This is a genomic window from Cohnella faecalis (assembly GCF_003570905.1).
Classification (GTDB): domain Bacteria; phylum Bacillota; class Bacilli; order Paenibacillales; family Paenibacillaceae; genus Cohnella; species Cohnella faecalis.
In genome coordinates this window covers 76,951-90,826 of record NZ_QXJM01000016.1, presented here as the reverse complement: position 1 = coordinate 90,826, position 13,876 = coordinate 76,951, and the positions used below count along the sequence as shown (strand labels likewise).

At 43.7% G+C, this 13,876-nt stretch carries 8 protein-coding genes; all 8 read right to left on the bottom strand.

Annotated elements, in window-relative coordinates:
• Positions 1–259: 259 nt before the first annotated feature.
• The 8 genes from D3H35_RS02735 to glmS all read right to left on the bottom strand — a co-directional run bounded on the left by D3H35_RS02735 (position 260) and on the right by glmS (position 12,699).
• Positions 260–856 carry a TetR/AcrR family transcriptional regulator gene (locus D3H35_RS02735; protein WP_119147663.1) on the bottom strand — a complete coding sequence of 199 codons (597 nt, stop codon included), beginning with the start codon at positions 854–856 and terminating at the stop codon, positions 260–262.
• A 308-nt stretch (positions 857–1,164) separates the two neighbouring features.
• Complete coding sequence (locus D3H35_RS02730; protein WP_119147662.1) at positions 1,165–2,505, bottom strand: glycosyl hydrolase family 18 protein; 1,341 nt, start codon at positions 2,503–2,505, stop codon at positions 1,165–1,167.
• A 718-nt stretch (positions 2,506–3,223) separates the two neighbouring features.
• The gene (locus D3H35_RS02725) at positions 3,224–4,123 is read right to left on the bottom strand and encodes a S8 family serine peptidase (protein ID WP_158593909.1); all 900 of its coding nucleotides are present in this window, start codon (positions 4,121–4,123) and stop codon (positions 3,224–3,226) included.
• Between the two features lie 352 nt (positions 4,124–4,475).
• The gene (locus D3H35_RS02720; RefSeq protein WP_119147660.1) at positions 4,476–6,332 is read right to left on the bottom strand and encodes a hypothetical protein; all 1,857 of its coding nucleotides are present in this window, start codon (positions 6,330–6,332) and stop codon (positions 4,476–4,478) included.
• Positions 6,333–6,770: 438 nt separating this feature from the next.
• Positions 6,771–7,172: a hypothetical protein gene (locus tag D3H35_RS02715; RefSeq protein WP_119147659.1), complete on the bottom strand. Its 402-nt coding sequence runs from the start codon at positions 7,170–7,172 to the stop codon at positions 6,771–6,773.
• A gap of 343 nt (positions 7,173–7,515) precedes the next feature.
• Positions 7,516–8,694, bottom strand: coding sequence for an IS1182 family transposase (locus D3H35_RS02710; RefSeq protein ID WP_119147658.1), 1,179 nt, complete (start codon positions 8,692–8,694; stop codon positions 7,516–7,518).
• A gap of 148 nt (positions 8,695–8,842) precedes the next feature.
• A complete protein-coding gene (gene ltrA, locus D3H35_RS02705) occupies positions 8,843–9,940 on the bottom strand; it encodes a group II intron reverse transcriptase/maturase (protein WP_233567716.1) in 1,098 nt (365 codons plus the stop codon).
• 923 nt (positions 9,941–10,863) lie between these two features.
• A complete protein-coding gene (glmS, locus tag D3H35_RS02700) occupies positions 10,864–12,699 on the bottom strand; it encodes a glutamine--fructose-6-phosphate transaminase (isomerizing) (RefSeq protein ID WP_119147657.1) in 1,836 nt (611 codons plus the stop codon).
• Between the last annotated feature and the right edge of the window lie 1,177 nt (positions 12,700–13,876).

Sequence of the window (13,876 nt, the reverse complement as noted above, 5' to 3'; positions counted from 1 at the left end):
TAACACTCGTCCGCGTGCTGTTACCATTTCTTGCAACCACCATACTTTCTCCCCGGATTGCTCATTCCTACCAAAAATTATACTTATCAGCACCCGTGTAACACTCTTAATGAAATCTTAAAAGATTCAGGGGAATCGCCAAAAAAATTAAATACTATACAGTAAGTATATATTAAAACAGTGCTCTGCTACGGTCAATGAAGTCATGTAGAAAGGAGAGGCGCGCACGGCCACACCTTAATCGGTCTTTTCTAACGTACTACGACAGCAATCGGACCAAGCCTTGGATCAACGCTTGATCGTTCACGCCTCCGAACAGAACGGAGAATATCGTATAACCTTCATTTAACGCAATCACTTGCATCGCGGTTAGACGGATATCTTTGTCTGGAGAGACCCAGCCTTGCTCTTGCAATACCCTCACAAGAGTAGAAATCTCGGATATCCATAATCCGTATTTCGCCTTCAGCCTCTCATGATATTCGGGATGATGTTTCGTCTGCAGATAGAAGTCGAGCAGTACGACGATCCAGTTATTGACCCCTTGCAGCTTCTCTGCAAGACTCACCACGGTGAGCCTGATAACCTCTTCCAATGTCGTATCCGCCGGGCTGTAGTGTTTAGGTACGTCTGTCCACCCTTGCGTCTGTTGATTCTGGTAATCCAGCACGTGGAAAAACAGCTCTTCCTTGCTCTTAAAATGACCGTAGAACGCTCCTTTCGTATGTCCGGTGCGCGCCACGATATCTCCTAACGTCGTTGATGTGTATCCTTTTTCGGAGAAACACAACAAGGCCGCTTGGAGCATCTGCTGATACGTAGCTTCTCTTTTTAATTGAAATTTGTTCTTCTCCAAACCGAACACTCCTCTTCCGACCCCAACATTCCTTCTCCTACGATAGCAAATAACCACCCTCGATGGAAGCGCAGTGCAGATAGCAGCAGACAATTGTAAGGGAATTATATGACGAATACCTTGATTCCAAAAAGAGGGCTGCCCTGAAGTCGATCAAATGTCATCAACACTTCAAATCGTCAGACTTCTAAAAATAAGTATTAGACTGACCATAAAAAATAAACAGCGACGGACTAGACCTTGAAAAATAAAGTCTTAGACTGCCGCTGTTTAATTGAACTAACGTCCCCGTTACTTTGCTGCTTCCACTAGTTTTTACTCGCCACAACGGTTTTGCTGCTTTCGGACCAAATCACCTTGTAGCCGAAGCTTTCATATACCCAGCGCAAGGGCAAGTAGGTACGCCCGTCTTGTACCGCGGCTTTGGTGTCCATGGTCACTTTATTACCGTTTACTTCCAGTACTTCACTACCGATATGGATCTTAACTGTTGTATCTTCACGAATTGCAGTGACCGTACGAGAGGCATGATCGTAATCGATCTCTGCTCCAATGGCTTCCAGCGCTTTCCTTACCGGGATTTGAATGCGATTCTGACCGTCCTTATAAGGCATTCCCAATTTCTCTTCCGGTGCGTACAACAACTCGCGATTGTCCACCACAATAAAATAATCGTCGAGATTATATTGTTCGTACCTTTGTATCATATCCAATACAGCTTTCAACCCGCTGGTTTCATCCCGGGTGTCCTCCTGTATGTCGAAAAACATAATGCCGCCGCCTTTATTCAAAGCAAGCCTGGTTTTCTGGCGGATGGTGTTGAGACCGTTGTAGTAGGAGTCCAATTTATCGCCGGGAACAAAATCGAGATACGCATTTGCTTTATCCAAAGCCACCAAATTCCTGTATTGCTTCCAGCTTGGTCTGGCATACAAGGGTATGCCAACAACGATACGGTCCTCGGGCGCTCCCCTTTTCTTCCAGTACTGAATGGATACATCCGCTAACCAATAGGGACTGTGCTGCCCTCCCGCCAAATCGTAAGCCATAATATTTATCCAGTTCAAGCTCTCAAGGGCTTTATCCGTCACGGACTGTACCGATTCGGCTTTCGTATTAACCGAGCCGGCTGCCGCCACGGCCGCGCTCAAGGTTTTGCCCATGGGGGACAGAACCTCTTTCAGCGCCAATAGGAGACGTTCATACTTCGCGGAAGCTTCGGCGTCGGGGTATTCCCAGTCGATCTCCACGCCATCCAGCTTGTATGTCTCGACGAAAGCCCACACTTCCCGGACAAACCGCTGAATAGCTTCGTCATTGCCGGCAAGAGCTTCAAAATGGCCTGACAGCGGTTCTTTCCCGTAGAACACCCCTCCGACGGCGATGACAACATTCACTCCATGCGCATGACTTTTATCAACCAGTTCCTTTAATCTTTCGGGCTGGCCGATCGGATAGAGAGAGCCGTCCGAAGCGGGCTTCAAAAACCCGTATATCAGGTGAGTCAGTCCGTCAAATTGAACAGCTTCATCGATTGGATCATTCAAATAGGAAGATTCGGTAAAGTACCCCATGACCTTAAAATTGCCGTTTTCCTTGCCAAAACTAATTTGCCGAGGAAAGAGGGACGCCGCGAGAATAACAACCATAAAGCCTATAAAAATCTTTCTTTTAATAATCGGATACCTCCCACTAATAAGGTAATGTTTTCTCCTGTCGTCTCACTCGTTCTTAGATTTTCAACCATCGATTATCCCGAGGGGGGAAATAATGTATTCGTCCCACAATTTTCTGTTTTGTGATCCTATTGTCATTAAAGCCCTCCATTTTCGGTAATATTATTATTTTACTCAAATACTAAGTACATTTCACTATTCTGCCAATAAGCTTAATGCCGCTACCAGTCTACAACTTTATTTTCCCAGTCTATTACTATATTTTCAGTGGACACCTGATTTTTTCGACAATAAATTGTATCTGTCGTATTTCTTCGTCATGTCGGACGATCGGGCAGTAAGTAATATCAGTAACCCACGCCTGATTGGGAGCGTCAGGTATGAGCTTCCTGTTCAGCGTATTATCATATACGGGCAGGTTGTGTTTGATCTTAACAACTCTTTTCGAACCGAGAATAAAACTTCCATGTTCGAAAATTATCTACTCTGCCATTTAGAGCAATGGCCATCTGTTAAGTAATAAAATGTTTAGAACCAACACTGTTGATGTTATTGGGATTTTCCTCAACTCATGGGAAAAATGCAAAAAAGAAAGTCTAAAACCACCAGATCTCACCATGTAAAAAGGTATAAACCTACATGCAACATTTCCCCTAACGAAAAATGAATAATGACCAACTAATCATATTTTTTAAAAGTGTAACTCTCCGTTCCCTTGCTTAAGTTCTGATTCATTCTTTAGCTTAATTGCATTATTTATAATAATCTTCTTTATTGATGAAGAGGAAACAGAATACTTCTCAAACATAATAGCCGCCGCACCACTTACTATTGCAGTTGAAACAGATGTTCCAGAATGCGTAATATAAGAATTTGTTCTTTTGTAATCAAGTGATAAAATATCTACTCCTAGCGTAACGATATCAGGCTTAATAATACCATTTTGACGATATCCTTCTGGAGAAAAGCTTGCTAATTTATCATCTTGAATGGAATAAGTTCTATTGTTTTTAACACCGCCCACAGTAACGACGTCTGAACTAGTTCCAGGTGATAAGATAGTATTATACCTTGAAGAAATATTGCCTGCTGAAGTAACAATAATTACTCCTGCTTGATCTAACTCATGTACTTTTTTCAATAAAAGATCATCATTATTCTTTATAAATGGACTACCTCCTAATGATAAATTGACAACTTTGATATTATATTTCTTCTGATTCTCGACAAGCCATTCAAGCGCAATTATCAATCTGTCTTTATCAACGTCTCCACTTTTATCCATAGCCTTTATGACTACAAAATTAACTTTAGGAGCAATTCCTTTTACTTTACCGTCTGCACCTATTATTCCAGCAATAAAAGTCCCATGACCGTTATCATCATAGGGTTCATTTTTTCCAGCAACAAAATCCTTAAATTCTAATATTCTATTTGACTTAATATCATCATGGACGGCTATTCCAGTATCAATAATAGCCACATTTACACCTGCACCTTGAAATTTCTTAAATCCATCAGCTTCCAAGCCTAAATACTTCCTGACGCTCAGTCCTTGTGCAGTTATTTGTTTTATTTTTTCTTGTTTCAAAAGGTTCCTTTCATTGATTGAAATTAGAAAAAAAATAATTGATACCATTATTATTGTTATTGAAATAATGTATCTACCATTCAAGACCATTTACAACACCTTTTAATTTTGTCATAAGCTTTACATTAATGGCGGTCTAGAATACTTCTACATTAAGTCAACTCACAAGAGTTAAACCCGGCGATGAAAACCGCTCAACTCTATGTGAAATTAAGGGTTGTGAAAAATCTTCTTATGGCCGATTCTGCAACTCAGATCGGCCATAAGACAAGAAATTCCCCACACAAACAATAGCCCAATTACTTAGCATTGCTTCAATCTTCGCAGCTTACTTCGCAACACACTCGTTGTGCTAATAGTATGAGGAAATTTGCAGCAATTCAAATATGGCTTTCAAATCACCTGTTGATCCAGTTTGAGACAGTTTAAATTCATTATGATCGGATTTCAATGTTAATACAAAGCTATTAATTTCAATTTTATCTTTCTCAGAAATCTCAACTTTTTTTGATTTCAAAGCTTTTGCTGTCGAATATACGTCTGGTTCCCCCAATGGACCAACTCTCTGTTTGTAACCTCCCTTAAATCGTAGATTTCCCAAACTCGACGTAATCTTTTGGTTCAGTAGTTTTGAGAGATTGTTGTCATTTAAAAGACCTATTATTTCACTTATATCCGTAACAATAATATTATCAAAGAGTTGTTTATTATCTTTCTCATCGCTTAAAATGCTTTTGATTTTTTGTTTCGTAGTTTTGGGGATTTTAGAATCTAATAATCTCAATATCTCCAAACCCGTCTTGTACTCCGAAATCGTCTCAACTAATTCAGGATAAGTTTTATATTCGAGCCTATTTAAGTAATCAACCACACTGTTTTCAATAGTCGCTGTACTTGGAAATGACTCTTCTAACTCTTTATAACTTAATAATACATATAATATTTGTTGTAACTTATATGAGTCATGAATATTACTATCCTCTTCAACATTCTTAATGACCCAAGAATTTAGCAACTGTAATACTTTGGCTTTATCGTGTGGAAATCCAAATGAGTTAGCAATTTTTAGGCCGTAATAGTTATCATCCATTGTTATATCGACATCGCCATTTTTTACGAAACTGACTTCAATTGAATCATTGACATATTGCAATAGCTCCTTTTTAAAGGGAAATTCAAAATGAGTACTTTGACAAATATTCAATAGCATATCAACATATTGAGGTTCTATATTTAATGATTCTTTCTCAGTAGAATTGATACTCTCGTATCCCATTCCTTCAAAAGAACCATTGTCTCCAAAGTAACTAGTTACGTATGAATTCTCAACCGATAATTGCAACTTAAAAAATGTATTGATTTTAATAAGTTGATTTAACACCATTAGGGAATAAAAATCATTCTTCCTTTCGAAGCTATTCCAATAATTAATCCAATCAATTCTTTTTTTATAAACTGCCTTAATTGAATCCTCATCTGGTGTTACCCCCAGTAACATCAAAGAAATGATAATGGGCCCACCATTATTAATGATCGTATTGTTAATATCATCATTGGTAAAATAGTTGTCATTGTTAAATAACTTGATAAGTTGTCCTTTAACTGAGGAAACTTCTTTGACAGTGGACAACGAATTCATATTGTTCAATATAGAAAGTACAACATTAGTTGCAGAAATTTTATCTTCCATAGATTCATCTTTATTTTTCCAAAAGTATAAGTTACTCTCGTTATCAAAGTGCTCTGAGATGATTTTTTTTATTTGTGTTTCATTATTTCCAGGGCTCCCTAAGTAGTTATAAACCCCTGTAATCATTCTTAAGTTGTCCAATTCTATGTAATTAGGGTTACTTAAAGGAAATTCTCCGCTGATTTTTTGTAATTCTTTCAAATCTTTAAAATCTCTAATATCATTACCCAGTTTTTTATTTAACGACAAAACCCAATACATGTTATACAGATTGGGAGCTGAATAAAGAGGAATAGAACTAAACCCGGAAACATCTTTTCCAGAGTAGTAAGTTTTTTTTAGCAATTTCCTAATTTCACTTTGACTAATTAAACTCTTATCGAAATTTCCAAGTTGATAGATCGGAGTGAATGATTGTGCAGTATCATCTTTCGAATTTAGTGTCACAATACCTACACAAAGTGTCGCAATAATAACACAGACTATCAATATAGATTTAACTAATTTACTTCTTGTCATAAACTCATCCTTTAAAATTATTAAGTATAAAACAGCCAAATACTGGAGCGGAGAATTGCTCTCTCACTCCAGTATTTTATTTTCTAGATTAGTGGGCAGGAATACTTTTGTTCCCGTTACTTACTGGTGTTATTGTTGTCGTACCAAAACGATAAGTTGCGGAATCACTTTGACTCGTACTCGTCATATAGTACGCTTTAAACTGAAGTCCGCTATATACATGATCATATTGATAATTATTGGTGATTTGTGGGTAAGCAAGGGTAGCAGTAGAACCAGAACCCGCGAATCCAACACCTGGCGGATACGATATTGTAATGCTCGTACCAACTTTTGTGACCGAGAATGAGTCAGTTTGATCAATCGAGTTCGCCTTGAATGGGCTTACTCCACTCCAAGAACTGCCTGATTCACCGCTCACAGTAAGTATGTCGTCCGTTAGTGCTCCCCATTACTATTGTTAATATCGGAATAAAACTGAGAAGTTACCTGTCCATCACTATAAGACAAATTTTTCAAACCACTATTTACAGTCGAGTATGAATACTGCGTCGAAAAACTTTCTAATTTAGCTTTAATTCTTTGTTTATCACTTTTGCCTTGTGCTGCGTTAGATGGCACGAAAGAAGCATTCCCCTGACCATCATCATATACAATCTCAAAATCTGGATCCTTTTTGATATTGTTGATTTTGATCTTATTTTTTTCTGTTCTTTCTTTGGTCAAATCTACATCAGAAGTTAAAATCCCGTTATTCTTAGTCTCTTGCGTTGCAAATACCATTCCAGAAAAAGATAGCAGCAATGCGGAAACCAACATAAATGAAACCATTTTTTTCATTTTTAGAAAATCTCCTCTCAATTGTCTTAACTAATTCTTACGTAGAGTCTGACGCTGAATACTAAAATCTATATTTCATATTGACTTATGAAGCCCTTATCGCACCACCTCCTTATGCCCTAGTTTCATCAATATATGTAATGCCTAGAAATCACCTGCCGAAATCCTCCGTTACCCACTTTATACATATTCTACCTTATTGTAAATAGCTTATTATGTAGTAATTTGTCATTACGTGTCGTAACGCCAGTTTATTTAATAGATGAATCGACATCGCTCTTCCCAGAAACACACGTACGCATTTCAATATATTTCAAGCTGTATATCTCGCGGTCAAAGATGTTTACCAACGAGTTTGCTGTATTACTGCTAGATCAGAAAAAAGACATGTACTGGAAAGCCCCTTTTGGCCGCAAAAATCGAAGGCTTCGCAAGTGTAACGCTTATACTCTTTCCCATCTTGTTTTCCATTCCATTTGAACGGTAATTCATAACCCAAGGGGCAAATATATCTATCGTTTATGGAATCATATTTAAAGTTCGCTTTGTCAAATCCACTTGCCACTTTGTCTTGCTTTCCCTTTTGAGGCTTAATTAAGAGTTCTGTGTTTTCATCGACAACATCGATAATTTCAAGGTAATTATAATAGCCTGTATCGGCCACAATTGTAGTTTTTTGATCGTGGAAAACCTGCTTTGCTTTATGCCCCATATTAGACAACTGCCCTTGGTCGTTAACATCATTGACCGTGTCGCAGTCCACGATTAGTTTAAATTTGCTGTCCACTGCAGTTTGAACATTGAAACAAACTTCATGCTTCCCGTTGTTTTTCATTGATTTGGCATCTGGATCGGTAACGCAAAGCTGACTTTCACCTATTTCCTTGAGTTCATGTTTCATTACCTGCAGCTCGTGCATTCTCTCTTGATAAACCGCTAACTTTTCCGTAATTTCCTGCTTCTTGAGGCGATTGTCCTCCGTTAAAAAGTCACGCAAATAGGCATCTATTTTTTCATCAATTTGCTCTAGCTTCTTACTGATAATGCTGTCATTAAAGTGTTTCTTTTTAGAGCAGTTCGCTTTTAATTTTGTTCCATCAATTGCGACAAGTTGACCATCAATTAACCCAAAACCTTTTAACATTAAGGTAAATTCTTTAAACAGCTTTTTTATGGCCGTTTGATTACTCTTCATAAAAGCAGATAAAGTGCCGTGGTCTGGCTGGAGCTTACCAATTAACCACATCAGTTCCATATTTCTTTTCGTTTCGGTTTCCATCTTACGAGATGAACGGATGCCGTTCATATAACAGTAAAGATAGAGCTTCAGAAGCTCTTGCCGGCGGTAAGGTTTTTGCCCCGCTTTAGAGCCCGAATACACCTGAAACCCCAACTTTTCTAAGGTTAAGCTATCGACGTAAGCATCAATAACTCGTACAGGGTTTTCTTCGTCTACAAAATCATCCAATGTATTTGGCAATAACTGAATTTGATATCTATTTTCACTTTCAATGAATGACATGAGCGCTCATCTCCCTAGATACAAAGATTCGACAAAGGTCATCCATTTTCATGCCCAAAAAAGCAGGATTATAATAATTGTTAGACAGTCTGACGTGAGGTTTTCCCTCATACGGCTTTCCGATGTTCGTCATTCATGCGCATGCGATTTACAAAAGCGTCTTTAACCTATACATTTGGCTTAACTGCTTCACATCATATCCCCAGCCGCGCCAGTATCTGCGCTGGCGTTTCTTTGCGTACCACTTCGTTAACCTCGACCGGATGTACCAATCTAACTTGGCCATCCATTTTGAGCTGTACGGTGTCGCATAGTAGTTCTTCCACCCCTGAATCCTCAGGTTGAGCCAGTCCACGTGTTCTTGGAACGAAACCCGCCGCATCTTCGGCGGGGCGAGTCGTTCTTTTACAACTTCCCGAATGTGGTTCTCTGCTTTAGCGCAGAGCCATTGCTGGGTCGTGTAGTACACGCGGTTCTGCCCCGTTTCTGCTTTCGTTTTCCGATGGTGCATGCCGAGGAAATCAAATCCTTCTTCTCCCGTCCATAGCCCCACAATTCGCGTCTTCTCCGAGTGCAAAGTCAGCTCAAGTCGCGTCACTATGGCTTGTATAAGCCTAAATGCGTGTATCGCTTCTTTCTTTGTCTTGCATACCACGACGAAGTCATCAGCATACCGCGTTAGTTCCCCGACTTCTTTTCCATGCTTTTCCCACAATCGGTCGAAGTAGTTCAGGTAAATGTTCGCCAGAAGCGGCGAAATCACCCCACCCTGCGGTGTTCCCAGGTCAGAACGTCTAATCGTTCCTTTTTCCATCACCCCTGCTTCGAGCCATTGTCGAATCAGTTTGAGCATGCGTCTATCGCTGATTCGCATTTCCACCAACTTCATCAACTTCTCTTGGTTAATGTTGTCGAAGTAGCCTTGGATGTCGACATCGACCACCCAATTGCCTTTGCGGTTGCAGCCTTTGCGAATTCTCTCCATCGCTTGTTTTGCCCCGCGCCTCGGACGAAACCCGAAAGAGCATTCCTGAAAGTCCGCTTCGAAGATCGGCTCTAGTACGAGTTTAGTTGCCATTTGCACGACACGGTCTCTCACCGTCGGGATGCCTAGCGGGCGTTTCCGTCCGTCTTTCTTCGGAATGTAGTGGCGACGAACGGGTTGGGGCCGGTAAGACTTCCTCAGCAATCGCTCCTGGCATTCCGCTATGAATCGGTCTTCACCTATTTTCGCGATATCTGCCATGGTCTCACCGTCGATGCCTGCCCCCCTTTATTTGTCCGCACCCTCCGCCACGCTTCCTGTAATACATCCTTTCGATGCACCTTGTCATACAGCGCATGGAATTTTCTGCTCTTGCTTATCTTGGCAGCATGACCTAGCTTCTCTTGGAGTTGTTGAACTTTTTCTGCTGGTGTCGTTAGCCTTAAGGCATTCACTCACTCGTACCTCCTTGAAAAGCTTGAACAAAGCAGGGCCCCTTCCCTCCCGCAGGTTGTGTTGTCCTACGTTCCTCAGTAGTATGGGCCCCTCGGACTCCCTTCCTGCAGATGGCTCACTTCACCCTTGGGCTTATAGAGCATCTCGTTACGAAAAAAACATCCGTGCAGGGGAGGGTCTCCCCAGTTCACTGCATCCTCTTTCATACCATGCCGATCCCTGCCGCTCCAAGTCCCAAGCAGCTTCCATGGCCTTCGTCCAGTACGCCGAGACTCGGCTTCCTCTTTTCCCTCTTGCAAGGCCTTTTTGACGACGCGGCAGGATTCACTTCATGTTACGGCCTGGTATGTTGCTCATTCTGTCTCTGACAGAATTTTCGTCGATACGCTTTTACGCACAGATTTCGCCATCCGTAAGTATCCAAGCTACGCGGGGTCTTGGCCCCTCCCGCGACCGGACTTTCACCGGCTAGAAGATGCATGCTTTGCTGGGCACGCGCGCACAAAGAAAACAGGGCTACCCGAAGGCAGCCCCGTTTGGAGTCATGATGTTATTCTGGATGTCGATTCTGTAAACAGTAGAAGAGCTCCTAGCAGCAGTATGGCCAAATTCGTCAGTCTAATACTTTATTTTCTTAGTCTAATACTTTATTTTCCGAGTCTAACACTTTATTTTTCAGCCTAATACTTTATTTTCTTCTGACAACTTTATTACCACCCCACCAAACCCTACTCCACCGTAACGCTCTTAGCCAAGTTCCGAGGCTTATCGACGTCGTGCCCCAGAGCCAGCGAAGCATAGTACGACAGCAGTTGCAGAGGAACGACGGACAGGGCCGGCGACAGAAGCTGCAACGTGCGAGGAATCGCGAATTGGCGGTCGACCGATTTGGCGACTTCTGCCTCGTGGCCTTCGTTGACGATGGCGAGGACGTGGGCTCCGCGCGCTTTTGTTTCTTTAATGTTGCTAAGCGTCTTCTCGTACAGATCCTCTTGCGTAAGGAGCGCGATGACCGGTACGCCTTCTTCGATGAGCGCCAGCGTGCCGTGCTTCAGCTCGCCTGCGGCGTACGCTTCGGAGTGGATATAGGAAATTTCCTTCAGCTTCAGCGACCCTTCCAGCGCGACCGCGAAATCCAGACCGCGGCCGATGAAGAACAGGCTGCTGCTTTTGGAGATGTCCTCGGCGACCGTCTTGATCGTATCCGCTTGAGACAGAATCCGCTCGACCTGCTCCGGCAACGAATCCATTGCAGCGAGAATGTGCGCGATCTGCTCAGCCGTCTGGCTGCCCGTCGTCTGCGCCCAATAAAGTCCGAACAAATAGAAAGCAATCAATTGGGACGTATAAGCCTTCGTCGATGCAACGGCGATTTCCGGTCCGGCCAGCGTGATGATGACGTCATCGGCTTCGCGAGCGACGGAGCTTCCGACCACATTCGTGATCGCGAGCACTTTGGCCCCGCAGCGTTGCGCTTCGCGCAGCGCCGCCAGCGTATCGGCCGTCTCGCCCGACTGGCTCACGACGATTACGAGCGTTTCCGGTGTAATGATTGGCGAACGATAGCGGTACTCCGAAGCGACGTCCGTCTCCACCGGTATGCGAACCAACGTCTCGATAACGGTTTTGCCCACTAGTCCTGCGTGCATCGCCGTTCCGCAAGCGACGATATGCACGCGATTAATGCCTTTAAGCGTCTCCGGAGTAAGCGTCGTCAGCTCCGGCAGCACGACGTTCTTGCCGTCCTCGCTAATCCGTCCGCGCATCGTATCGCGGTAAGCCTTCGGCTGCTCGTGAATTTCCTTCAGCATGAAGTGATCGAAGCCGCCCTTCTCGGCGGTCATCAAATCCCAATCCACGCGAAAAATCTCTTTCGCGATAGGGTTGCCCTCGACGGTCATAAGCTCCACTCCGTCGCGAGTCAGCACGGCCATCTCGCCGTCGTTAAGAATGTAAATATCCCGTGTATGCTCAAGGATCGCCGGAATGTCCGATGCGATGAACTTCTCGCCTTCGCCGACGCCGATGATGAGAGGGCTCGCATACCGTACCGCGACCAGCCGGTCCGGCTCGTGCTCGGTCAATACGCCCAAAGCGAACGCTCCGCGCATTTTGCGCACCGCTTTTTGCACCGCTTTGACGATATCGCCTTCATACTCAACCGAGATCAGATGCGAGATGACTTCCGTATCCGTCTCGGACAAGAACCGATGGCCGGCAAGCATAAGCTCTTCCTTCAGCTCCAGGTAGTTCTCGATAATGCCGTTGTGCACGACGGAAAATTTAAGCGAGTTGTCCGTATGCGGGTGAGAGTTGGCGTCCGACGGCTTGCCGTGAGTCGCCCAACGCGTATGCCCGATTCCGACCGTTCCGCGAAGCGGATCTCCCGTCAGACGTCCTTCCAGGTTCGCCAACCGTCCGACCGTCTTCGTCACTTCAAGTCCGTTCTCCGTGAAGACGGCGATTCCCGCCGAGTCGTACCCGCGATACTCCAGCTTGCTCAAGCCCTCCAGCAGGATAGGCTGCGATTCCCGATTACCAATATATCCAACGATTCCGCACATAGTTAAATTAGCCTCCGTTTTGGTTTCTCATTTGCCCGAGAGTCGCCAAAACAAAGCCGCAAGCACGTTACAAGCCATATGAAACTAAAGGTTGCGTCCGCCTGCGGCCGTCTCCGGCCTCGGACTTTCCCATTCATCGAATCTATCAAGCATCTTATCGGAATATTGTACGCCCGGTCGCCCGCTGCGTTTTGTCTTCCGATTATCGGCTTCGATGCTAAGCCGGAGGGTCCCCGCCGAATGATCCGAACACCCCCACCTCGTCAACTTCCCGGCCCGCACGAACAGGCTGTCTATCCGGTTCCGCATCCGCAATCGCTTTTCCGTTCGCGATTCCGCGCTTATCCCGACTCCCCGTGCTCCGGCAAAGTTCTGGCGCTTATCGTACTCGTTACGACCTCAACCCTCGCTTTCCATTTCTAAAATCTACCCCTTATCATATTCGTTTTGAAAATACGTTGCAACCTTTTCGACAATTATTCCTTCATTGCCCGGGAAATTTGTTGGGCTTGCTCGAGTGAACGATGAAATCAACGGAGCATGCAGCGGTCGCGCACATACACAACAAGCTTTCGACAATCGCGCACAGCCTCCAACACCTCTTCCGTATGCTACCCTCGCTTTAACGGAGAAAATGCGAAAAAGAACTTCGCCGGCTCGCCTTGCCCCCAAAACCCATTTGCCTGAAGCCTGCTCTAACCCGATTAAGCCCAATTGGAGAACCGAATTTGTCGCTATGGCTCTGCAATACAAACAACCATGTTCGAAAAGTGCGCTGCAATCGGGTAAAATCGGACTCCGGCTCGAATGAATACTGTAGAAGCAACTGCAGCTGGGCAAATTCGGACTGCAACCGACGCGGTTCTTGCAACAATGCCTCTCTCTACCTTAATCTGTCCAATCAAAATCGCCTTCGTTGTCCTCTGGACTTCGAAGAAGGAAGCTTCGCTTCGGTATCCGGTATTCTCATGAAAATCCGCGCCTCTTTCACCTTGGCCGTTTGACGAGCAGTTGATTAACTGTAATAGATACATCTCTCCATCCAGCAGAATCGCCGACGCTGATATTGAACTGCAAAAGCTACAGTTATTTTTTGTCATTTCGGAGATCAACGTTACAAACGCCCTCCATACATGCGCCTTTTGCAGCTAATATCGATAAAATACCCATCTACCAT

Bases quoted from the DNA above. Each gene is read 5' to 3' on its own strand.
- D3H35_RS02730 (WP_119147662.1), bottom strand. From the start codon at position 2,505: ATGGTTGTTATTCTCGCGGCGTCCCTCTTTCCTCGGCAAATTAGTTTT.
- D3H35_RS02720 (WP_119147660.1), bottom strand. From the start codon at position 6,332: ATGACAAGAAGTAAATTAGTTAAATCTATATTGATAGTCTGTGTTATT.
- D3H35_RS02715 (WP_119147659.1), bottom strand. From the start codon at position 7,172: ATGAAAAAAATGGTTTCATTTATGTTGGTTTCCGCATTGCTGCTATCT.
- D3H35_RS02710 (WP_119147658.1), bottom strand. From the start codon at position 8,694: ATGTCATTCATTGAAAGTGAAAATAGATATCAAATTCAGTTATTGCCA.
- ltrA (WP_233567716.1), bottom strand. From the start codon at position 9,940: ATGGCAGATATCGCGAAAATAGGTGAAGACCGATTCATAGCGGAATGC.
- glmS (WP_119147657.1), bottom strand. From the start codon at position 12,699: ATGTGCGGAATCGTTGGATATATTGGTAATCGGGAATCGCAGCCTATC.